This window comes from Vibrio sp. JC009 (assembly GCF_029016485.1).
Taxonomy (GTDB): Bacteria; Pseudomonadota; Gammaproteobacteria; order Enterobacterales; family Vibrionaceae; genus Vibrio.
Map to the genome: position 1 here is coordinate 2,172,320 of NZ_CP092106.1, position 21,668 is coordinate 2,193,987.

The following is a 21,668-nucleotide window of genomic DNA, read 5'->3' on the forward strand; positions in this document are numbered from 1 at the left end:
AATTATGTTAACCGCAATAAGAAAAAACGGTACAACGCTAGCCCTGTTTGCCTGTGCTTCCACAGGATTGGTGGCTGTAACCAATTACTTAACCGCAGATAAGATCGCCGAGCAGGAAAGAAAGCAGCTGATCACTCAGCTTAATCAGGTGATCCCGCATGAGCTGCACGATAATGCGCTGCACCAGGAATGTACTCTGGTTCGCTCTGATTTACTGGGCACTGCCGAGTCCATGCCTGTTTATATTGCTAAAATTAACGGACAGCCAAGCGGCGCAGCAGTTGAGGCCATTGCCCCCGACGGCTATAACGGCTCAATTAAAATCATTGTCGGTATGGACATTAATGGCACAGTCACCGGCTCGCGGGTTCTGGCTCACAATGAGACACCGGGGCTGGGCGACAAAATAGATATCCGGGTAACAGACTGGATTTTGGGTTTTAACGGGAAAACGGTAACAGCGGAAAACCGGGATGACTGGAAGGTGAAAAAAGACGGCGGACAGTTTGACCAGTTCACCGGCGCCACAATTACACCACGAGCTGTGGTTAAAGCGGTGAAAAATAGCGTGACGTTCTACAAACAGAACCAGAGCACCCTGTTTTCACAGCCACTAAACTGTGGAGAAAAAGATGACTGATAATAAAGAACTTATGACCAACGGGCTGTGGGCAAATAACCCGGCACTGGTTCAGTTGCTGGGCCTGTGTCCCCTGCTCGCGGTATCTTCAACCATTACTAACGCACTGGGTCTGGGCATTGCAACCACGCTGGTTCTGGTTTTTTCCAACCTGACTGTCTCTCTGGTACGTGATTATGTGCCTAAAGAGGTTCGCCTTCCGGTATTTGTTATGATCATTGCCGCACTGGTGACCTGTGTTCAGTTGCTGATGAATGCTTACGCTTATGGCCTGTATCTGTCTCTGGGTATTTTTATCCCGCTGATCGTAACCAACTGTATCATTATCGGCCGGGCAGAAGCGTTCGCAGCCAGTAATGAGCCTTTACCTGCTGTTTTAGACGGTCTCTGGATGGGGCTGGGTATGACTTCTGTTCTTGTTGTACTTGGTTCTATGCGTGAGATTCTTGGTAATGGCACCCTATTTGATGGTGCAGATCTGCTTCTGGGGGACTGGGCGGCTTCACTTAGAATCGAAGTTTTCGAAATAAACAGTAACTTCCTTCTGGCGCTTTTGCCTCCGGGTGCTTTTATCGGTGTAGGTATGTTGGTCGCACTGAAAAACGTTATTGATACACAGTTGAAAAACAGAAAACCTAAAGAAGTTAAGTCTGTTATTGAGCGAGCACGTGTGACAGACTAAAGGCTCAAACTTAATATATAAAAAAGTAAACAGCCTCAACATGAACAAAGATAAACGACTGGAAATATTAAAGCGGCTAAGGGATGAGAATCCCAACCCGCAGACTGAGCTCAACTGGAACACACCGTTTGAACTACTGATTGCAGTACTGCTTTCAGCGCAGGCAACAGATGTCAGTGTCAATAAAGCCACCGATAAACTCTACCCCGTTGCCAATACGCCCGAGGGCCTGCTGGAGTTGGGAGTAGACGGCGTAAAAGAGTACATCAAAACCATCGGGTTATTTAACTCAAAGGCAGAAAACGTTATCAAAACCTGCCGTATTCTGATCGATAAGCACAACAGCGAAGTCCCTGAAAACCGCGAAGCACTGGAAGCGTTACCCGGTGTGGGGCGTAAAACAGCAAACGTAGTTTTAAATACCGCATTTGGCTGGCCAACAATTGCGGTGGATACGCATATCTTCCGTGTCTCCAACCGGACTAAGTTCGCAATGGGAAAAGATGTGGATGCTGTTGAGCAGAAGTTGCTTAAGGTTGTACCTAAAGAGTTTAAGCTGGATGTACACCACTGGCTGATCCTTCATGGCCGCTATACCTGTATAGCTAGAAAGCCTCGATGTGGTTCGTGTCTAATAGAAGACCTATGCGAGTTCAAAGACAAGATCAATGATTAAGGAATAATGTTTCAGGGCGGGTTACCTGCCCTTTGTGCTCCTCACATAACTCTGCACCGGCAAATCGATTCTCAGCCGATAGATAGTGCCCCTAACTTATCGGCACTATCTGCACGAACGGAAGCTAAAACACGGTGAAAGCTTTCTCCCAAATATAAGTAATTTGAGGGCTTGAAGCATTAGATTAAAAATCGCATAGTTATGCAGAAGTCTCGTTCCCATGGTCCTCCGTGGGAATGCATATCAGACTCAAAGTCACCAGCCGGAGTATAAACTGTTACTGGGCTTATTTTCTTTGCTTTTAGTGCATTACGTGGACGCCTTCAGCCGCGGTATGCATTCCCACGCTGGAGCGTGGGAACGAGGGCCTGGTGAGTAATTTGACGTTTTTATTGCATAACGAAAGCGTGCTATTTCAAATGGCAGCGCTCGTTTTTGTCCATTTTCGTTCACGGGCGTTATGCCTGTATTGCTAGAAAACCTCGATGTGGTTCGTGTCTAATAGAAGACCTCTGCGAGTACAAAGAAAAACCATCGATTAGGTGAGACTATTTTGGAACGGTATATGCGGCTGAACTTTGATAGCTAAAAGCAATGTTCTATCATTAAAGTAGTGTACCGTTAGCGACGGTTTCCCAATTTAGAATAACTCAATTAACTGGGTACTTAATGCTAAAACATATAATTCCCAATATCAAAAATGACTCTCTGGAACTCACGGGAGCCAAATTAACAATTCTGACCGCTTTTGTTGTTGCGGGATCTTTCAGCATTATCCACTTTATCATTTACGATAGCGTCTCTTTCTATACCAACTCTACGCTTTTCCTTACCCTCACCGCCTCAATGGTCGTTTTTCGCAATAAAGACATCTATTTTAAGTCTAAGATAGCGCTTACCACGATGCTTATCGGTATCAATATTCTGATTTATACCTCAGCAGGAAGGGACAGTGTTTATCTTTGGATATTTATAGGTATTTTTTATCTGATGGTCACCTTTGGGCACAAAGAAGGGCTTATCGGCCTAATCATCTTCCTGCTTGTCGCCTTCCTCACAACCTACGGGCTTGTGGACGAAACCATCTCTTTAAAATCATATATTCGGTTTGTTGCTGTTTCTGTCATCCTTTCCTTCATCGCCTATGCTTACGAGTACGCCAAGTATGTGAACGTAGAAAAGTTGAAAAGCCTCACAAACACAGACACTTTAACCAACCTCTATAACCGAAGATCCTTTGACGAAATCTTTATCAGGCAGCAGTCTCTGGCCAAACGAAACAGAAAGCTTTTTGCTTTCGCTATGATAGATATAGACTTTTTTAAGCTATATAACGACACATACGGCCATTTGGCCGGAGATGATATCTTGATACAGGTCGCAAATGAATTTAAACGGACAATGCTACGCGCGGACGATTATGTTTTTAGACTCGGAGGTGAAGAGTTCGCTGTAATTTTTCACGCAGAGACAGAAGCAAGTGCTATCAAGCAGATGGAACAGCTGCGCATGAATATCGAGGAGCTTCACCTTGAGCACAAAGCAAATCCTGTCAATAGCTATGTAACCATCTCGATTGGCATGTGTATCCTTCAGCCAAATGAAGTCAAATCTCTGGACGCGATACATAAAACAGCCGACGATGCCCTCTATAAAGCAAAACTAAAAGGCCGCAACCAGGTCGTACCTGAGTATTACCGAGGAAAAGTGACTTAACCGCTTTTTGGAAAAAAAGGAAATACTCTCACTCAGTATAAGGGCACCAAAAAGGTGCCCTTGCATAATATAAAGATTTACTTAAGCGCATCCTGGATTTTACTTGTCCACTCCTCACCATGCTTTTCAATAAATGAATCCCAAACAGGCTTAACTTCTTCCTGGAAGGTTGCGCTGTCCACATCGTGGTTAATGATCATTCCGTTTTGTTCCAGCTCTTCTAACAGACCGCTTTCTTTTGTAGCACTAAGCTCACGCTGCATATCAACTGAGCTTTTAGCGACTTCTTCAACTATGGTCCGCTGTTGTTCAGACAGCTTCATATAGCTTTTCATGCTCATGGAAAGCACAAGTGGTGAATAAGCATGCTGCGTCATACTCAGGTAGCGTTGCACAAAGTAGTATTGCTGCGAAACCACAACCCCCACCGGATGGTCCTGAGCGTTTACCAGTCCCATATCAAAAGCAGCATAGAGTTCGGCGACCGGGATCTCATGAGGTGTAGCCCCAAGCATCCTGAACATTTCAGCCAGCACTTTAGAATTATTTACCCGCATGTTGAGCCCTGAAACATCAGCCGGCATTTTTATTGGTTTTCTGTTATTGGTCATGTTGCGAAAACCATTTTCCGGATAACCAAGTCCTTTAACCCCGAACTTCTCCATCATGGAAAGAAATGCGTTTCCCACTTCACCGTCCAGCACCCGGTAAGCCGCTTCTCTATCCCCGAATATAAAAGGAAGGGTAAATACGGCAATCTCTGGCAGCTCACCCGAATAGTTGTTCGCCCCCATCAAAACTATGTCGATAGTCCCGCTTTTAGCGCCCTGCAAAAGTTGCTGATCCGTACCCAACTGACCCATGGGAAATATTTCGACCCGGATATCACCCGAAGTACGCTGCTCCAGTTGCGCCTTAAAGTGAAGCGCCATCTCCTGTTGCAAAGAGTCATGAGATGTAGAGTGAGCGAATCTCAGCGTCAATGCCGATGCACCGAAGGAGTAAAACAACAAAGCAGCAGTTACTAATAAAATTTGAATAGATCTTCTCATCACCGACCTCCATGGATATATCATCCTGGCAATCTCTTATTTTTCTTGAGTGTACTGGTTAAGGGAGGAGACTATTTCTCCATAGCGCCCGCTATGCTTAATCATCCTTAATCCCTGATTAAACTTGTCCAGTAAGTGATCACTCTCCTGTACGTTTCTGGAGATAAGCAGATGAAAGTAACGTATCTCAAAGTGTTTCTGAGCAAAACTGATGGAGTTTTTGGTACTCCGGTCCAGCTCATTATTCATGTAATACAATCCAACGCGTTTCGATATTGGAATTACATCCACCCGCTCATGCTTAAGCCTGTTTAAGAGCCGGTCATAATTGCCAACTCTTTCTGTGGTGAGCAACTTATCCTCTGCCGCATTCGCAATCAGTGGATAGTAGGACTCAACCGCCAAACCAACATTCCGCCCTTTCAGGTCATCAATAGACTCCCATTTAAACGGTTTTGATTTCAGATAGAAGAACACCACATAGTCATAGATCAGATTGTCGCTGAACTTAAAATCCTCGGCTCTTTCGGTGGAGTAATTCCAGGGAATCGTTCCATGCCAGACTTTGCCTCTGTGATCCTTGCCATCTTTTGCGTACTCATAAGCCCTCAGCCAGGGGAAAAAGCCAAAATTCACCTTTACCCCGGCTGCAGCATAAGCCTCGGAGACCAGCTGCAAAAGTGGCCCGCCACTTTCAAAGCGCTCCGTACAATATGGGGGAAATTCGCCCACCGCAATATTGATGTTCTCTTCTGCTTGTATTTGCATTGCAGACAAGCAGAAAATAACCAGAGCAACACCTGCGCAGGCCTTTTTATAGTATCTAACGATAATCCGCTCCATACCCCTACCAAATAAACTGATATATCCAACTGACTTCTTATTGTTTACTAATAGAAATATAGCCCAAAACCCAGGATATGACCTGTCGGATCAGACACCTTAATCTTGTTGACTTTTTACCTAAACCCAAAGACCATGATTCCTCAAAAATGAAAACTGGGAGAAAAAACAATGTCTGACGGTCGTGTTCTGCACACCATGCTGCGCGTGGGTGATCTGGATAAGTCTATTGAGTTCTATACAAAGGTTCTGGGAATGAAGCTTCTGAGAACCAACGAAAATAAAGAGTATAAGTACACACTTGCTTTTCTTGGCTTTGGTGATGAATCTGAAGGTGCAGTAATCGAACTGACCTACAACTGGGGAACATCAGAGTACGAAATGGGCTCTGCATTTGGTCACATTGCACTTGGCTTTGATGATATCTATGCAACCTGCGATGCCATTAAGGCAGCCGGCGGAAACGTAACCCGCGAGCCGGGACCGGTTAAAGGCGGCACAACTCAAATCGCGTTTGTGAAAGATCCGGACGGATATATGATTGAGTTGATTCAGAATAAGGCTGCGAGCGCTGGATTAGAGGGGTAAAGATCCGGGCTATGGGGGCGGGCTTCGCCCTTGAAGGCAATAAGGCGATAGGGAAAAGCCCCATAGCCCCATAGCCCCATAGCCCCAATGTTACTCTCTTTCCGATTCCACTACCTGTTTTAAAGACCACGGATGTAATTTTATACAAACCCCACCCTTCTTAAACGCAACAGTAGGGTTTGCCAGCCGCTCCCCTTCGCCTTTCGGGCTGGACAGTTTGGTTTTAATTCCCTTTCCGCTTAGCTGAGACCAGTTTTCTGCCAGCTGCGGGAATCTTTCCTTCAGGTCATTTAAGTATTCATCGGCTGTTGTGGCCTGGGATGGAATAATAAATTCCACATGCTCCCAGCCTTCCTGCGGGTAACTTTTACCCTCGGCCGGGTATGGAAGTTCAAGGCATTCGACTTCTTTACCAAACATCACCGGAGGCTTATCAAAACAGATAACTATTATAGGTCTGCCATTAATCATGGCACTGGAAATCTCATCCCCATACGAGGCCCAGGCTCTATGAGCAGCCTGTGCGACAACCTTATCATTTATTCGAAGAGCGATATGATCCGGAGTAAAATCCTCAACACACAATCCAATCTCATCAGCCAGCTCAGCGATTTTCTGACTAAAACCGTCCAAACCATCCAACATCTGTTCCGGAAGCAACCCCGCCCCCAACAATACGTCTTTCATTTTCTACCTTTCATAAGAATTTGCATACAAAGCGATCCGTAACCTGTAAGCCTGACTCTTATACACAAATATTAAAGTGACCAGAGAACGGTTCTCCCCCTTGAGTGAAAAAGCCTAACTGGTTGATAAAGCTAATAGAAGGGGGAGTTAGAGGGGGTTGGTTATGCTATGCATGGTTAAACTACCAAAACTCAAACCCATGAGAAACAACCCCTCCCAGCCTCCCCTTCGATGTTACTTCTTCGAAAATCCGGCTTTTCGAGGCTAAGGGGAGGAGCGTTCTTTGGCTCCTTAAACTTGTGTATAAGAGTCAGCCTGCCAAATAATACCAACAACTGATAAAAAAGTAGAAAATTTCGTTTTCCCCATCTGTTAGACCGGATTGGAAATTGGTATCATTAGCCCCATTTTTCGAACAAAATTATTACTTAGCATGCATAATCATGGGTTTTACCCGGTTTTTGACTGCATAGCTATACAATTCTAAGAATTGGAAGGAAAGACGAGTGAATATCCAAGCACTGATCAATGACAAAGTATCTCAGGCACTAGAAGCCGCAGGCGCACCAGCCGGAAGTCCTGCCGCTGTACGTCAATCTGCAAAACCACAATTTGGTGATTACCAGGCAAATGGCGTTATGGGTGTAGCTAAAAAACTTGGCACCAACCCAAGAGAATTTGCACAGAAAGTGCTGGATGTTTTAGATCTTGAAGGTATCGCCAGCAAGACTGAAATTGCAGGCCCGGGCTTTATCAATATTTTCCTGAGCGAAGAGTTTCTGGCAAATGAAGCAGAAACAGCCCTGTCGGACGAAAGACTTGGTGTAGCAAAAGAAGAGACAAAAACTATTGTTGCTGACTACTCAGCACCAAACGTTGCAAAAGAGATGCACGTTGGTCACCTTCGCTCAACCATCATCGGTGATGCTGTCGTTCGTACCCTTGAATTCCTTGGCCACAAAGTTATCCGTGCAAACCACATCGGTGACTGGGGTACTCAGTTCGGTATGCTTATCGCAAACCTTGAAAGAGTTCAGCAAGAGTCCGGCGAAGTTTCCATGGAGCTTTCTGATCTGGAAGCCTTCTATCGTGAGTCTAAAAAGCTTTATGACGAAGATGAAGCCTTCGCAGAACGCGCACGTAACTACGTAGTTAAGCTTCAGAGCGGTGATGAGTTCTGTGCAGAGATGTGGAAGAAGCTGGTTGATATCACCATGGTTCAAAACCAGCGCAACTACGATCGCCTGAGCGTATCTCTTACCCGTGATGATGTTATGGGTGAAAGCATGTACAACCACATGCTTCCTGGCATTGTTGCTGATCTTAATGAAAAAGGCCTGGCTCAGGAAGATGACGGTGCTCAGGTTGTATTCCTTGATGAATACAAAAACAAAGATGGCGAACCTATGGGTGTCATCATCCAGAAGCGTGATGGCGGCTTCCTGTACACCACAACTGATATCGCTTGTGCGAAGTACCGTTATGAAGAACTGGGCGCAGACCGTGTGCTTTACTTTATCGACTCTCGTCAGCACCAGCACCTGATGCAGGCGTGGACTATCGTTCGCAAAGCAGGTTACGTGCCTGAAGAGGTTTCTCTTGAGCACCACGCATTCGGCATGATGCTGGGTAAAGATGGCCGTCCGTTCAAAACCCGTGCAGGTGGTACAGTTCGCCTTGCTGATCTTCTGGATGAAGCTCAGGATCGCGCACTTAAGCTTATTGAAACTAAGAACCCAGAGTTCTCTGACGAAGAAAAAGCAAGCATTGCGAATACCGTTGCAATGGCTGCTGTTAAGTACTCAGACCTTTCTAAGCACCGTACTACAGATTACATCTTCGACTGGGACAACATGCTTGCCTTTGAAGGTAATACCGCGCCATACATGCAGTATGCGTACACTCGTGTAGCGTCAGTATTTGCCAAAGCAGGCATCTCAATGGATGAGCTGCAAGGTAGCATTCAGATCACTGATGAGAAAGAGAAGGCGCTTATCGCTAAACTGCTTCAGTTTGAAGAAGCCGTTCAGGCCGTTGCCCGTGAAGGTCAGCCTCACATCATGTGTGGTTATCTGTTCGAGCTGGCTGGTCAGTTCTCAAGCTTCTACGAAGCGTGTCCGATTCTTGTTGCAGAAGATGAGAAAGTTAAGCAGAGCCGCCTGAAACTGGCAGCGCTGACTGCGAAAACCATCAAGCAGGGTCTGTCGCTTCTGGGTATTAATACTCTGGAACGTATGTAATACCAATCCCGGCAATTAAGTTTAAAAGCTCAATTTTCAGTAAAAAGCATCCTTTCGGGGATGCTTTTTTTATATACTGGTTTGATTGCCTGGTATAAACATTAAAATAAGGAAAAAATATGGCTTTTACCCTGCATCCAAGGTTGGAAAATGACACAACGAAACTGGGAGAGCTCCCTCTCTGCACTGTTCTGTTAGCAAAAGATAACTGTGTGCCCTGGATTATTTTAGTACCAAAAGTAGACGGACTAAGAGAGCTTCATCATCTGCCGATGGATAAACAGCAGCAGTTTTTATTTGAAAGCCAGCTGATTAGTCAAACGCTGGAAGCGTTATTTAAACCGGACAAAATAAACCTGGGTGCTCTGGGCAATATGGTTTCGCAACTGCATATCCACCATATCGCCAGGTTCATCTCCGACGCAGCCTGGCCCGGCCCTGTGTGGGGTAATACTGCGGGAGTGACAAGATCACAGGATGAACAGCAGGCGCTGGCTGATAAAATCAGAAAAGAACTCAGCAGAGATCCTTCTTTTCAGCTTCCACAAAATTAGTTATAACTCCTCTCCCTCACACCACTGAGGGAGCCTCCCCTAATACACACAAACTCCCCGTTAAAAACGTCAAAACAAACCTTCACCCACAGTACAAATACAGCGCCGAATTATCTGCTTACAGTGGACACATGCAATTTGGCGTAATAGTCACCCTAAATTGGCGCTTATATTCTAGAGACACCCGATGCATATAAGTAAAGTTACATGCCTAGAGAGAAGCAACCCTTCCTCACTGAATTCCAGAAATGATATGGCCTTCCTGGCTGTATCATTCCGGCAGCAAGCGAAGGTGTCTTTGACACCCGTGATATGGTCCCCCGGCCATATCACGTTTTTTTTTGCTGTTATTGTGGAGTGTTAACCTGTGAAGGTGGCATACCATACCTTAACCTGAATCTTCTGCTGAAATAGGAAGGGTCACTGAATCCCGATACCAAAGCAGCCTCTGAAACTTTCTCCCCTTTTAACAGACACAATCTTGCATGTTCTAAACGAACTTCAATTAAGTATTCCGTAAAGGTTTTGCCTGCCAGCTTTTTAAATTTGCGTTGCAGACTTCTCTCCGACATATACAAGCAAGCCGCAGCAACCGACATACTAAAATCGGGATCAGCAAACTTCTCTTCAATAAGCTGAAACGTGTCCCGTAGCCAGGGATCCGTTTCAGGGCTGGCTATCTGGTCTTCGCAATCCGGATTATCACAATCGGCCTTGAGCATATCCAATGCGGACTGTTTTACCGAAAATTCCGGCCAGGAAATAGAGGTGACATATTGCTTATCTCTGGAATAGGTCATCAGGCTACCTCCACTCTCTCTTATCAGCTCTTCGGTATATCCTGAAAAGTCATGGATTGAAAACGCGGTCTGTTGCTGCTCCGGTATACCCTGCTCTTTTCCGTTGTGTTTCCTGTCAGGACAATCCTCTGTAATGGTCACAACCAGACTTCCCATATGCGGCTCTGCTGTGATCAGAAACGACTGTCCTTTGTATGCCGACGACAGTATGTTGGCAAGAATGCAGTTAAAAATATCATCCAGCATCAGTTTTGCCGATGGAATACAAGAGCGGTTAGCGGTGGCCTTAAAGCGAATTATTATATCCTCTTCATTGCACTCCTTTTCCCAGGCACTGACCACCGCAGATATAAGTGAGTACATACAAACACAAGAGGGTTTGTCACATGTAGCTCCAGCGTTGGATTTCTCATTGGTAAGCACATCCATGGTATCTGAGATATAGGTCCGGATTTCACTCGCCTCACTGGCAGAGATAGTTTTTTTTCCTATCATTCGCTTTACATTTCTGGAGATCTCTTTGATGTAATTCGCCCTTATTCGTAATTTTTTCTCTAGTAGTAAATTGTGGCTGGACAGAAGGAATTCCTGGCGGGAAAAGTTTGCTTTTTCGTCATGCAGTTTGTCCCTGTACAACCTGCATTTAATTGACGCCGCCCGGTAAAACCAGGCCGTTCCTGCAACCGATACCAGTCCAAGAAAAAAGAGTAAAAGCGCAGCACACAGAGTGTAGAAATAGAAATCCGATAACTGCTGAATGTGTGAGTAAATTAAACGCGAGTCAGATGCAAAAGCAGCATCGGCATATAAGACAAAAAAAAGAAGTGCGTGCCTGGTGTTCACTGTGATTCCCTCCCAAAAACTAACCTGACCGGAGGGCACCAAACTTATGTGATTGAAGCGTTAAAACAAAGAGTTAAAAGGTAACGAATAGTAAGAGTTTTGTCAGTATTTCAGGAAGTACGGTTAAGTCACTTCCTGAAAAGAACAGTTGCACTAGTTTGCAGTCAAGCATTCCGTATAACTATCAGCAAGAGAGTTCAGGAAATCGAAATAAGCCGATTTTTGAACTTTAATATTCAGCCCCAGAGGATCCAGCTCACCCTGACCGACATTACTGCCTCTTGTTACCGATTCAATAATAGAAGACTTGAACTGTGGCTCAGAGAATACACAGCTCGCCTCTCCCGCACGCAGGGCCATTTTGATTTTAATCAGCGTCTTAGCACCCGGCTTACGTTCAGGAGAAACCGTAAACTGCCCTAACTTATTCAGTGAGAAATACTCTTCAAAATAACCATAAGCGTCATGGAAAACGTAGTAACCTTTATCTCTGACTGGTGCCAGTTTCGCTTCGATTTCGCTTGTTACAGAGTCCAGATTAGACTCAAACTTCGCAAAATTTGACTGATACTGCACCTGATGCTCCGGGTCGATTAACGCAAGCCTGTCTGCAATAATCTTTGCAGCCTGTCTTGCCTGTAGCGGACCAAGCCAAATGTGAGGATCATGGCTACCATGATTATGGCCATCGTCAATATGTCCGTCTCCATACTCGTGCACTGACAGAGAATCTTCAGCACCCAGTCTCAGCGACTGTTTTTTACCTTTCATGATCCCCTGCATAAAAGGCTCAAGCTCAGGACCGAACCAGATAACCAGATCGGCTCTGGCGATTTTTTTTACATCTGAAGGCCTCAATGCATAGTCATGAGGAGAAGCAGTAGAAGCGACAAGTAGGTCGGGAGTGGTGACACCATCGGTAATTTCATACGCAATAAACTGGAGCGGTTTAATACTTGCGACAATACTTATATCTTTAGCCAGTGCATATGCTGGAGATAAAATTAAAATAAACAACAGGTGAAGAACTAGCCTATTCAATTTCCGGCTCTCCGTGGTTTCAAATAGTAGACAGGAATATTGAATGTTATAATATAACGCTAACTTTTGTAAATGAGATTTATTTATGACAATGCTTGTCAGGATGACCGATATCAGCGTCAGCTTTTCGCAGCGGAAGGTCCTGGACTCAGTCAGTCTCTCTCTCAACAAGGGAGAAATCACGACCCTAATCGGGCCAAACGGTGCCGGAAAGTCTACCCTGATAAAAGTGCTGCTCGGCTATATCAAAGATTACTCCGGACAGATTGAAAAGCAGCCGTCACTCACCGTCAGCTATGTTCCTCAAAAGCTCAAACTCAATGATACATTGCCTCTGAATGTTGACCGTTTTCTTAAGCTTGCGGGGAAATACAGCCGTCAGGAGCGGAGTGACGCTTTAAAACTGGTCGGAGCCGAACATCTGCTGACCAACAATATGCACTCCTTATCCGGTGGCGAAAACCAGCGGGTATTGCTGGCCAGAGCCCTGCTCCGCCGCCCGTCACTGCTGGTACTGGATGAACCGGCTCAGGGCGTGGATATTCAGGGTCAGATAGATCTCTATAACCTGATTGAATCTATCAGGCACAGATTTGAATGCGCGGTTTTGATGGTGTCACACGACTTAAATATCGTAATGGCTAAGACGGATCATGTGATCTGCCTGCACCACCATGTCTGCTGCCAGGGCAGACCAGAGGTCATCGCGGCGCATCCATCTTATATCGCAATGTTTGGCGACCGCGAAGACAAGTCGCTTGCTATGGTTGATCATAGCCATCACCACCATCACCATGATCTGGCCGGACAACCGGTTCAGGGTGAAAGCGATACCTGCAACCACGTACAGCATGGACATCACCATGATTGAGTTTTTAATGCCCGCTATCCTTGCGGGGCTGGGAATAGCCATTATCGCCGGTCCACTGGGCTCCTTTGTTGTATGGCGGCAGATGGCCTATTTTGGCGATACTCTGGCGCACGCCTCTCTGCTGGGCATTGCCATGGGCCTGCTGCTGGATATTAATCTGTATCTCGCCCTTGTCGTTTGCTGTCTGGCACTGGCTGTTGTGCTCGTTATTCTGCAAAAGCGCTCCAGTGTCGGCACCGATACCCTGCTGGGTATTCTGGCGCATAGTTCACTCTCCCTGGGTATGGTCGCCATCAGTTTGCTGGACAATGTGCGAATCGACCTGATGAGCTACCTTTTTGGTGATCTTTTATCGGTATCCCCCGATGATTTGGGCTTTATCTATCTGGGCGTCGTCGTGATCAGCCTGATTCTTTTCAAGCTTTGGCACGCGCTTCTTTCTGCAACCGTCAGCGAAGAGCTGGCCGCTGTTGAAGGGATCAATACAGATTTGATCAGGCTGATACTTATGCTGCTTGTGGGTTCGGTAATAGCGGTCGGTATGAAGTTTGTCGGCGCACTGATCATCACTTCTCTGCTTATTATCCCGGCAGCCACAGCAAGACGCTTTAGTAAAACGCCTGAGCAGATGGTCTTTCTTGCTTCCGCTATCGGCATGTTATCGGTTCTGTGCGGTATTGCCCTGTCATGGAACTATGACACGCCTGCCGGACCTTCAGTTGTGATCAGCGCAGCTGCTTTTTTCCTGCTAAGTCAGCTGCGCCCTCAAACTTCATAAAATAGCGGCTAAAAAGTCTAAAGTTATTCCGGGTGATGACGATATAAAGTCATCACTCACTTAAAGCGACTTTTATAGCAGCATGCAAGTTCAGGAAACAGTTACAAATAACCTGATTACCGAATTCGGTCTTGGCAGTAATATCAGCCAGGCTGTAAGCAGCGGTAACCGCGCCGACTTCGCGCTAATGCTTGCTATGCTGACTACCGATGCGCGCGAAATTGAGCCCGTTGAACCTTTCGATACCACTTCAACCTCTGAAGAGCAGATTCGCGTGCAGTTAGGCGTGAGTGACAGCCAGCCTCTTAAATCTTCTGAGTCGACCTACGACCGTGGTGCCGAGATTGCCCGTCAGTTCCACGGTGGCGGTATGCAGAGTGCACGCCTGCAAAACGGTCTGTTACCCGATGCCATGGCTTATATGGCACTTAACACTCATGACCTGGATGAAGATGTGTACCGTAACCTTTCATCTCATGAGCAGCGCTTGCTTGAGAAAGGTGCACCGGCAACGCTTAGCACCAACGACCTGTATCAAAAACTGCTTGTTGCAGGACGCACTTCGCAGATTCAAGCTCAAGCTTAATGCAGTAGCTTTACATAACAATGCATAAAAAGCGTTACCCATCTCAAACTAATCCTGAAAATTAACGATAATTCAGATAGTTAGCGAAAACCTCAAAACACCTCATTTTTCACTACAATTTATTGTCAATTCATTAACAAATGTGAGTAACAGCAAAACTTACGACTTTAGTCGAAGGCAAAATGAGCTTTTCATGATGCTATTCACATCTTCCCCGCCTTATTCCTACCAATATATAAGCAGATACAAATACAAACATTTAGTTTTGACGCTTTAGAAATTGGTTGTGGTTATGGATATACAGAATTCGGTGGTACTTATCACTTCAGCAGGCTCCAGCCTTGGAGCAACACTTGCCAGTCATTTTGCGGGCCTGGGTGCTAATGTGGTGTTGTCTGATACAGATAAAGAGGTTCTGGATTCTGTTGCGTCGCGCTGCGCAGAAGTATCCGAAAAGGTGACCTGCTACTCACTGCCGGACCACTCCGAGAAAAGCGTTCAGGAGCTTCTCAGCTACATTGCCAATAAGTTTGATAAAGGTGTTGATGTTCTGATCAACTACTGGCCAAGCTCACCACTGCCGGCTTTAACCAGCGGCGTCAGCGGTGAAGACTTCTCTAAAATGTTTGTGTCTCTGGCAACTCCGCTGTTTAACTACGGCCAGGCCAGCGCCAGTCAGATGCGTGAATTCGAAAAGAATGGTGTGATCGTAAATATCCTGTCGCTGTGCGACAACAAGCACTTGCTGGGTTTTGAAAATGCGTCATCCATTATCAACGGACTGACAAAAAGCTGGGCAAAAGAGTTGACCCCTTTCAATATCCGGGTTGGTGGCGTTGTGCCCTCGTTTTCTCACTCAGCCAATAACGACGACTTCTCCCACTGGTCGCAAATTAACGATGAGTTGATCCGTAATACGGAGTATATCGTTTCGAATGATTATTTCAGCGGGCGTGTAGTTGCTGCGGAGGCTTAGGAGCAGCCGTCAGTTCTTATACACAAGTTTAATGAGCTAAAGAATGCTCCTCCCCTTAGTCTTGGAAGGCAGGATTTTCGAAGAAGTAGCATCGAAGGGGAGGCTGGGAGGGGTTGTTTCTCATGGGTTTAAGTTTTGGTGGTTTAAACATGCATGACATAACCAACCCCCTCTAACTCCCCCTTCTATTAGCTTTATCAACCAGTTAGGCTTTTCACTCAAGGGGGAGAACCATTCTCTGGTCACTTTAATATTTGTGTATAAGAGTCAGGCTGGTCGCTGATAAAAAAAACCTCGCCGGTTAGGGCGAGGTTTTTTATTTCTTCATGAGAAGTTCGTGCTAGCGAAACCATCTCATAGTTTCATTCTTACTCTATAGAGTCTGAATTACTTCTTCTCTTCTTTAGCTTTCGCTTCAGCAGCAGGCTTCTGGTCAGCTTTTTTCTTGATTACAGTAGTACCTTCGAAAGTTTCACCTTCAACGTAAGGCTTACCGTAGTAAGAAGCCAGAAGCACTTCTTTCAGCTCAGAGATTAGAGGGTAACGTGGGTTCGCACCAGTACACTGGTCATCGAACGCATCTACAGAGATACGATCTGCCGCAGCTAGCATGTCGGCTTCAGCAACACCCGCTTCCTGGATAGACTTAGGAATATCCAGATCTGTTTTCAGCTCGTCCAGCCATGCTAGTAGACGTTCAATCTTCTGAGCAGTACGGTCACCAGCCTGAGACAGACCTAGGTGGTCAGCTACTTCAGCGTAACGACGACGTGCTTGTGGACGGTCGTACTGAGAGAACGCAGTCTGCTTAGTTGGGTTATCGTTAGCGTTGTAACGTACAACGTTAGCGATAAGCATTGCGTTAGCCATACCGTGCGGCAGGTGGAACTCAGCACCAATCTTGTGAGCAATTGAGTGACACACACCCAGGAATGCGTTAGCGAACGCCATACCCGCAATAGTTGCTGCGTTGTGTACTTTCTCACGAGCGATTGGGTCGTTTGCACCGTTCGCGTAGCTTGAAGGCAGGTATTCTTTCAGCATCTTAAGAGCCTGAAGAGCCTGACCGTCAGAGTATTCGTTAGCAAGAACAGATACATAAGCTTCCAGTGCGTGAGTTACAGCATCGTAACCACCGAATGCAGTCAGAGACTTAGGCATGTTCATTACCAGGTTAGCGTCAACGATAGCCATCTGAGGAGTTAGCTCGTAGTCAGCTAGTGGGTACTTAGCACCAGTCTTGTCGTCTGTAACAACGGCGAATGGAGTAACTTCAGAGCCTGTACCAGAAGTAGTTGTGATACACACCATTTCTGCTTTCTGACCCATTTTAGGGAACTTGAAGATACGCTTACGGATATCCATGAATCGCATCGCAAGGTCAGAGAACTCAGTTTCTGGGTGCTCGTACATTACCCACATGATCTTAGCAGCATCCATTGGAGAACCACCACCAAGAGCAAGGATAACGTCTGGCTGGAAGCTCTTCATCATTTCAGCACCTTTCTCTACTACAGATAGAGTTGGATCCGCTTCTACGTCGAAGAATACCTGTACTTCCATGCCTTGTGCTTTAAGCAGCTGAACGATATCGTCTGCGTAACCGTTGTTGAATAGGAAACGGTCAGTTACAAGGAACGCACGCTTCTTACCTTCCAGGTCGCCAAGAGCGATTGGAAGGCTACCGCGACGGAAGTAGATTGATTTAGGTAGTTTGTGCCACAACATGTTTTCAGCTCGCTTAGCTACAGTTTTCTTGTTGATTAGGTGCTTAGGACCTACGTTCTCAGAGATAGAGTTACCACCCCAAGAACCACAACCCAGAGTCAGGGAAGGTGCAACGTTGAAGTTGTAAAGGTCACCGATACCACCGTGAGTAGTAGGGATGTTTACAAGAATACGAGCAGTCTTCATCTTGTCGCCGAAGTATTTAATACGGTCAGCGTTTACGTCCTGGTCAGTGTACAGGCCAGATGTGTGACCGATACCACCGATTTCAACCATAGTTACAGCCTGGTCAACTGCATCTTCGAAGCTGTCAGCTTTGAACATACCCAGACACGGAGATAGTTTCTCATGTGCGAATTCGTCTTCGTAAGCAACTTTGCCCAGACCTTCACCGATAAGAACTTTGGTATCTTCAGGAACTTTAACGCCTGCCAGCTCAGCGATTTTCGCAGCTGGCTGACCAACGATCTTAGCGTTTAGTGCGCCGTCGATAAGGATAGTCTTACGAACCTTGTCTGCGTCAGCTTTAGAAAGAACGTGAGCTTTGTGAGAAGCAAAGCGCTCTTTAACTTCTTCGTATACGTCTTTATGAACGATTACAGCCTGCTCAGAAGCACAAACTACGCCGTTATCGAAAGTTTTAGACATAAGAACAGATGCTACAGCACGCTTAACGTCAGCTGTTTCATCGATAACTACAGGAACGTTACCTGCACCTACACCGATTGCTGGCTTACCAGAAGAGTAAGCTGCTTTAACCATGCCCGGACCACCAGTTGCAAGGATAAGAGCGATACCGTCGTGCTTCATAAGACCGTTAGAAAGCTCTACAGAAGGCTGGTCGATCCAACCAATGATGTCTTTTGGTGCACCAGCTGCAACAGCTGCGTCAAGAACCAGTTTAGCAGCATCGTTAGTAGAGTTCTTCGCACGTGGGTGTGGCGAGAAGATGATACCGTTACGAGTCTTCAGAGAGATAAGAGATTTGAAGATCGCAGTAGAAGTCGGGTTAGTTGTTGGTACGATACCACAGATGATACCTACAGGTTCTGCGATAGTCATAGTACCAAGGTTTGCGTCTTCTTCCAGAATGCCACAAGTCTTTTCGTCTTTGTACTTGTTGTAGATGAACTCAGAAGCGAAGTGGTTTTTGATAACCTTGTCTTCTACGATACCCATACCAGACTCAGCCACTGCTTGCTGTGCAAGAGGGATACGAGCTTGGTTAGCGGCTAGTGAAGCTGCACGGAAGATTGCGTCAACTTTCTCTTGAGAGAAGGTTGCAAATTCCGCTTGAGCTGCTTTTACACGAGCTACTAGAGCATCTAGTTCAGCCATATTCGTTACAGGCATAATAAATCTCCATAAATTAAAAAATGTTAAAAAATTAAAAACTCTTTAGTAAGACTATTGAATTCAATCTTTTACTACTCACGGTAAAAGTGAAAGAACCCTACAAACTTAGTAAATTGCTTTCGGGATTGAGTATAATATTTCACGCCACGAAAAAAATTGACGCAGATCAGTTATGAATTTTTATTTACCCATTACTGGGTAGATTTCTTCCTTAACCTTCACTAACGCACTGTTTTTAAACATTAATATCAAGCTTGCTCTACCGCTTAAAAAAGAAGCCATCAAATCCTTGAAAGCAAAAAAATTAGCAAGTTGTGTAAAAAACTTTCACTCTCTATACAACAAAACAACAAGTCACATGATTTACGTGCTGCACAGAAGTATACCTTTCGTGATTTAGATCACCATAACAACTTAGCTTCTTTTCTAAAAAGTGTGTTGCAAGTAACATTTTTCACTACCTCACCGCATTTTTCTTTCAGCTTTTGCAGGAAAAGTGTTCAAAGTTCAGATTATTTATTGGTTATAATAACCACAGATATGTTAGTGAAAAGAAAGGAAAACTGCTCATGGCAAAGGAAACATTGAAGCACCAGCTTTATGTGATCATTTTTGGTACGCACACCAGAGCAGGCAAAACGTTCGATCTGATCCTGATCGTCGCGATTCTCGCATCACTTATCGTATTACTTCTGGACTCGGTACCCGCAGTGAGCCAGCAATGGCATAAAACCCTGTTGTATATTGAGTACAGCTTTACCGCGTTATTTACTCTAGAGTACCTTGTCAGGCTCTGGTGCTCTCCCAAACCTAAAGCCTATGCCAAAAGCTTTTACGGAATTGTCGATCTGCTAGCGATACTGCCAACTTATCTGACCATTATTCTCCCTTCCGCCTCTTTTATGGGGATTATCCGGCTAATACGTGTCCTGAGAATTTTCCGTATCCTCAAGTTAGTCAGATACCTTCAGGACTCTAACCTTCTTCTGCGCTCTTTGCTCAGTTCGCGAAGAAAAGTATTTATCTTCTTTAGTACCGTCGCCATTATGGTCACCATATTCGGTGCACTTCTGTATGTCATTGAAGGCCCGGAGCACGGCTTTACCAGCATCCCACAAAGTATTTACTGGGCAATTGTCACTATCACTACCGTCGGTTACGGTGATTTAGTCCCCCAAACAGCTTTAGGTAAAGGGGTTGCTGCACTGACCATGCTGCTTGGTTACTCGATACTTGCTGTGCCAACCGGCATTATCACTGCCGAGTTACATCAGGAGATGAGCTCGCATAAAAATCTGGTTAAGTGCCCAAACTGTATGAAGAACGGTCATGAAGCGGATGCGCTGTTTTGTAAACATTGCGGGAGTGAGCTGGCGGAGCCGGAGAAGCGGGTGGTGCCGGTGGAGGAATAGGGTTACTGGTTACAGGCTGACTCTTATACACAAGTTTAAGGAGCCAAAGAATGCTCCTCCCCTTAGCCTCGAAAAGACGGATTTTCGAAGAAGTAGCATCGAAGGGGAGGCTGGGAGGGGTTGTTTCTCATGGGGTTAAGTTTTGGTGGTTTAACCATGCATGGCATAACCAACCCCCTCTAACTCCCCCTTCTGTTAGCTTTATCAACCAGTTAGGCTTTTCACTCAAGGGGGAGAACCGTTCTCTGGTCACTTTAATATTTGTGTATAAGAGTCAGGGTCACAGGTTACATTAGACTTTAACAAAAAAGCGCAAGAGTCAGCCCCTTGCGCTTTTTCCTGTTACCTGTAGGACGAAGTCCGTCCTGCAACCCGTAACCTTATTTACTTCTTCTCGTTAAGAATAATACGCAGCGTACGACGTAGCGGCTCTGCAGCACCCCAAAGTAGCTGGTCACCAACGGTGAAGGCATTCAGGAAGTCGTTACCCATATTCATCTTGCGCAGACGGCCTACAGGAACTGAAAGCGTACCTGTTACTTTCGCAGGGCTTAGTTCCTGAGCTGTGATATCACGATCGTTTGGAATCACCTTAACCCACTCGTTGTGAGACGCGATGATATCTTCGATCTCGTCCATCGGTACATCTTGCTTAAGCTTGATAGTCAGAGCCTGAGAGTGACAACGCATTGCACCGATACGTACACATGTGCCATCGATTGGCACAGGGCTGTCAGAAAGACCAAGGATCTTGTTAGTTTCAACACTTGCTTTCCACTCTTCCTTGCTCTGACCATTGTCACGCTTCACATCGATCCAAGGGATAAGAGAACCGGCAAGAGGTACACCGAACTGGTCAACAGGGAAATCAGAAGAGCGCATTGTGTCTGCAACCTTCTTATCGATATCCAGAATTGAGCTTGCAGGATCTGCCAGTTCATCTGCCACTGAATCACGAATCGTGCCCATCTGAGAAATAAGCTCACGCATGTTCTTAGCACCGGCACCAGAAGCTGCCTGGTAAGTCATTGCGCTCATCCACTCAACCAGACCTTTCTCATACAGGCCGCCAAGACCCATAAGCATCAGGCTTACCGTACAGTTGCCACCAACAAAAGTGTTTGTGCCACCGTGGATACCCTGCTGAATCTGAGCAAGGTTTACAGGATCTAAAGTGATAATCGCATCGTCTTTCATACGAAGCGTAGAGGCTGCGTCGATCCAGTAACCTTTCCAGCCAGCCTGACGAAGTGCAGGATAAACTTTCTCTGTATAACCGCCACCCTGACAGGTAATGATCGCATCTAGTTGTTTCAGGCTTTCAACATCAAAAGCATCCTGCAGCATGCCCGCATCTTTACCAAGATTAGGAGCTGGAATGCCTACCTGAGAAGTACTGTAAAATACCGGCTCGATATGGTCGAAATCCTTCTCTTCAACCATTCGCTGCATCAGTACGGAACCAACCATACCACGCCAACCAACTAAACCTACTCTCATCATACTTCCTCGTTCCATGTAATAAAAAATCAGATACCAACATCTTTAATAAATTAGCCATAAGAAAACAAGCTTTTTTTAGTCTAAACCGCCATTTTT

The 21,668-nt window shown here is 45.7% G+C and carries 19 protein-coding genes and 1 pseudogene; 13 read left to right on the forward strand and 7 right to left on the reverse strand.

The features are described 5' to 3' along the window. The first annotated feature begins 4 nt into the window (after window positions 1-4). The 5 genes and pseudogenes from rsxG (at window position 5) to L3Q72_RS09695 (ending at window position 3,714) form a co-directional block, all read left to right on the forward strand. Complete coding sequence (gene rsxG / locus L3Q72_RS09675) at window positions 5-640, forward strand: electron transport complex subunit RsxG (protein WP_275129743.1); 636 nt, start codon at window positions 5-7, stop codon at window positions 638-640. After that, complete coding sequence (locus L3Q72_RS09680; RefSeq protein WP_275129744.1) at window positions 633-1,322, forward strand: electron transport complex subunit E; 690 nt, start codon at window positions 633-635, stop codon at window positions 1,320-1,322. Before rsxG ends, L3Q72_RS09680 begins: the two co-directional genes overlap by 8 nt. 40 nt (window positions 1,323-1,362) lie before the next feature. Next, window positions 1,363-1,998: an endonuclease III gene (gene nth, locus L3Q72_RS09685; RefSeq protein ID WP_275129745.1), complete on the forward strand. Its 636-nt coding sequence runs from the start codon at window positions 1,363-1,365 to the stop codon at window positions 1,996-1,998. Between the two features lie 441 nt (window positions 1,999-2,439). Continuing rightward, a pseudogene (locus L3Q72_RS09690) lies at window positions 2,440-2,544 on the forward strand (endonuclease III); the annotation flags it as partial. Window positions 2,545-2,667: 123 nt separating this feature from the next. Next, entirely contained in the window at window positions 2,668-3,714 is a 1,047-nt protein-coding gene (locus tag L3Q72_RS09695) for a GGDEF domain-containing protein (protein WP_275129746.1), read from the forward strand. Between the two features lie 77 nt (window positions 3,715-3,791). Here L3Q72_RS09695 and L3Q72_RS09700 read toward each other — a convergent pair whose 3' ends face one another. Both L3Q72_RS09700 and L3Q72_RS09705 read right to left on the reverse strand, forming a co-directional pair. Beyond that, window positions 3,792-4,766: a DctP family TRAP transporter solute-binding subunit gene (locus tag L3Q72_RS09700; RefSeq protein WP_275129747.1), complete on the reverse strand. Its 975-nt coding sequence runs from the start codon at window positions 4,764-4,766 to the stop codon at window positions 3,792-3,794. Window positions 4,767-4,802: 36 nt separating this feature from the next. Next, window positions 4,803-5,609 carry a transporter substrate-binding domain-containing protein gene (locus L3Q72_RS09705; protein WP_275129748.1) on the reverse strand — a complete coding sequence of 269 codons (807 nt, stop codon included), beginning with the start codon at window positions 5,607-5,609 and terminating at the stop codon, window positions 4,803-4,805. A 171-nt stretch (window positions 5,610-5,780) separates the two neighbouring features. Here L3Q72_RS09705 and gloA point away from each other — a divergent pair, with 171 nt between their 5' ends. Then, on the forward strand, window positions 5,781-6,197 hold the full coding sequence (gene gloA / locus L3Q72_RS09710; RefSeq protein ID WP_275129749.1) for a lactoylglutathione lyase: 417 nt from the start codon (window positions 5,781-5,783) through the stop codon (window positions 6,195-6,197). A 90-nt stretch (window positions 6,198-6,287) separates the two neighbouring features. Here the strand turns inward: gloA and L3Q72_RS09715 are convergent, their stop codons facing one another. After that, the gene (locus tag L3Q72_RS09715) at window positions 6,288-6,884 is read right to left on the reverse strand and encodes a VOC family protein (protein ID WP_275129750.1); all 597 of its coding nucleotides are present in this window, start codon (window positions 6,882-6,884) and stop codon (window positions 6,288-6,290) included. A 506-nt stretch (window positions 6,885-7,390) separates the two neighbouring features. On the opposite strand from L3Q72_RS09715, the gene argS reads away from it, so the two are divergent. Together argS and L3Q72_RS09725 are read left to right on the forward strand one after the other, a co-directional pair. Further along, a complete protein-coding gene (gene argS, locus L3Q72_RS09720; RefSeq protein ID WP_275129751.1) occupies window positions 7,391-9,124 on the forward strand; it encodes an arginine--tRNA ligase in 1,734 nt (577 codons plus the stop codon). Window positions 9,125-9,243: 119 nt separating this feature from the next. Further along, a complete protein-coding gene (locus L3Q72_RS09725) occupies window positions 9,244-9,678 on the forward strand; it encodes an HIT family protein (protein WP_275129752.1) in 435 nt (144 codons plus the stop codon). A 347-nt stretch (window positions 9,679-10,025) separates the two neighbouring features. Here L3Q72_RS09725 and L3Q72_RS09730 read toward each other — a convergent pair whose 3' ends face one another. Beyond that, complete coding sequence (locus L3Q72_RS09730) at window positions 10,026-11,321, reverse strand: AraC family transcriptional regulator (protein WP_275129753.1); 1,296 nt, start codon at window positions 11,319-11,321, stop codon at window positions 10,026-10,028. Between the two features lie 153 nt (window positions 11,322-11,474). Then, on the reverse strand, window positions 11,475-12,362 hold the full coding sequence (locus L3Q72_RS09735) for a zinc ABC transporter substrate-binding protein (RefSeq protein WP_275129754.1): 888 nt from the start codon (window positions 12,360-12,362) through the stop codon (window positions 11,475-11,477). 85 nt (window positions 12,363-12,447) lie between these two features. Between L3Q72_RS09735 and znuC the strand changes: the two genes are divergently transcribed. The 4 genes from znuC (at window position 12,448) to L3Q72_RS09755 (ending at window position 15,573) form a co-directional block, all read left to right on the forward strand. Further along, entirely contained in the window at window positions 12,448-13,233 is a 786-nt protein-coding gene (znuC, locus tag L3Q72_RS09740; protein WP_275129755.1) for a zinc ABC transporter ATP-binding protein ZnuC, read from the forward strand. Beyond that, on the forward strand, window positions 13,226-14,011 hold the full coding sequence (gene znuB, locus L3Q72_RS09745) for a zinc ABC transporter permease subunit ZnuB (protein WP_275129756.1): 786 nt from the start codon (window positions 13,226-13,228) through the stop codon (window positions 14,009-14,011). The genes znuC and znuB overlap by 8 nt, the downstream gene beginning before the upstream one ends. Window positions 14,012-14,093: 82 nt before the next feature. Further along, window positions 14,094-14,597: a VC2046/SO_2500 family protein gene (locus L3Q72_RS09750; RefSeq protein WP_275129757.1), complete on the forward strand. Its 504-nt coding sequence runs from the start codon at window positions 14,094-14,096 to the stop codon at window positions 14,595-14,597. A 292-nt stretch (window positions 14,598-14,889) separates the two neighbouring features. Beyond that, complete coding sequence (locus L3Q72_RS09755; protein ID WP_275129758.1) at window positions 14,890-15,573, forward strand: SDR family oxidoreductase; 684 nt, start codon at window positions 14,890-14,892, stop codon at window positions 15,571-15,573. Between the two features lie 387 nt (window positions 15,574-15,960). Here the strand turns inward: L3Q72_RS09755 and adhE are convergent, their stop codons facing one another. Next, the gene (gene adhE / locus L3Q72_RS09760) at window positions 15,961-18,654 is read right to left on the reverse strand and encodes a bifunctional acetaldehyde-CoA/alcohol dehydrogenase (RefSeq protein ID WP_275129759.1); all 2,694 of its coding nucleotides are present in this window, start codon (window positions 18,652-18,654) and stop codon (window positions 15,961-15,963) included. A 572-nt stretch (window positions 18,655-19,226) separates the two neighbouring features. Here adhE and L3Q72_RS09765 point away from each other — a divergent pair. Then, window positions 19,227-20,069 carry an ion transporter gene (locus L3Q72_RS09765; protein WP_275129760.1) on the forward strand — a complete coding sequence of 281 codons (843 nt, stop codon included), beginning with the start codon at window positions 19,227-19,229 and terminating at the stop codon, window positions 20,067-20,069. A 384-nt stretch (window positions 20,070-20,453) separates the two neighbouring features. Here L3Q72_RS09765 and asd read toward each other — a convergent pair whose 3' ends face one another. After that, the gene (gene asd, locus L3Q72_RS09770; RefSeq protein ID WP_275129761.1) at window positions 20,454-21,569 is read right to left on the reverse strand and encodes an aspartate-semialdehyde dehydrogenase; all 1,116 of its coding nucleotides are present in this window, start codon (window positions 21,567-21,569) and stop codon (window positions 20,454-20,456) included. Window positions 21,570-21,668: the final 99 nt, after the last annotated feature.

Coding starts and splice junctions, on each gene's coding strand:
- adhE (WP_275129759.1), bottom strand. CDS start 18,654: ATGCCTGTAACGAATATGGCTGAACTAGATGCTCTAGTAGCTCGTGTA.
- L3Q72_RS09680 (WP_275129744.1), top strand. CDS start 633: ATGACTGATAATAAAGAACTTATGACCAACGGGCTGTGGGCAAATAAC.
- L3Q72_RS09725 (WP_275129752.1), top strand. CDS start 9,244: ATGGCTTTTACCCTGCATCCAAGGTTGGAAAATGACACAACGAAACTG.
- asd (WP_275129761.1), bottom strand. CDS start 21,569: ATGAGAGTAGGTTTAGTTGGTTGGCGTGGTATGGTTGGTTCCGTACTG.
- nth (WP_275129745.1), top strand. CDS start 1,363: ATGAACAAAGATAAACGACTGGAAATATTAAAGCGGCTAAGGGATGAG.
- L3Q72_RS09750 (WP_275129757.1), top strand. CDS start 14,094: ATGCAAGTTCAGGAAACAGTTACAAATAACCTGATTACCGAATTCGGT.
- L3Q72_RS09695 (WP_275129746.1), top strand. CDS start 2,668: ATGCTAAAACATATAATTCCCAATATCAAAAATGACTCTCTGGAACTC.
- znuC (WP_275129755.1), top strand. CDS start 12,448: ATGACAATGCTTGTCAGGATGACCGATATCAGCGTCAGCTTTTCGCAG.
- rsxG (WP_275129743.1), top strand. CDS start 5: ATGTTAACCGCAATAAGAAAAAACGGTACAACGCTAGCCCTGTTTGCC.
- znuB (WP_275129756.1), top strand. CDS start 13,226: ATGATTGAGTTTTTAATGCCCGCTATCCTTGCGGGGCTGGGAATAGCC.
- gloA (WP_275129749.1), top strand. CDS start 5,781: ATGTCTGACGGTCGTGTTCTGCACACCATGCTGCGCGTGGGTGATCTG.
- L3Q72_RS09765 (WP_275129760.1), top strand. CDS start 19,227: ATGGCAAAGGAAACATTGAAGCACCAGCTTTATGTGATCATTTTTGGT.
- L3Q72_RS09715 (WP_275129750.1), bottom strand. CDS start 6,884: ATGAAAGACGTATTGTTGGGGGCGGGGTTGCTTCCGGAACAGATGTTG.
- L3Q72_RS09755 (WP_275129758.1), top strand. CDS start 14,890: ATGGATATACAGAATTCGGTGGTACTTATCACTTCAGCAGGCTCCAGC.
- L3Q72_RS09700 (WP_275129747.1), bottom strand. CDS start 4,766: ATGAGAAGATCTATTCAAATTTTATTAGTAACTGCTGCTTTGTTGTTT.
- L3Q72_RS09705 (WP_275129748.1), bottom strand. CDS start 5,609: ATGGAGCGGATTATCGTTAGATACTATAAAAAGGCCTGCGCAGGTGTT.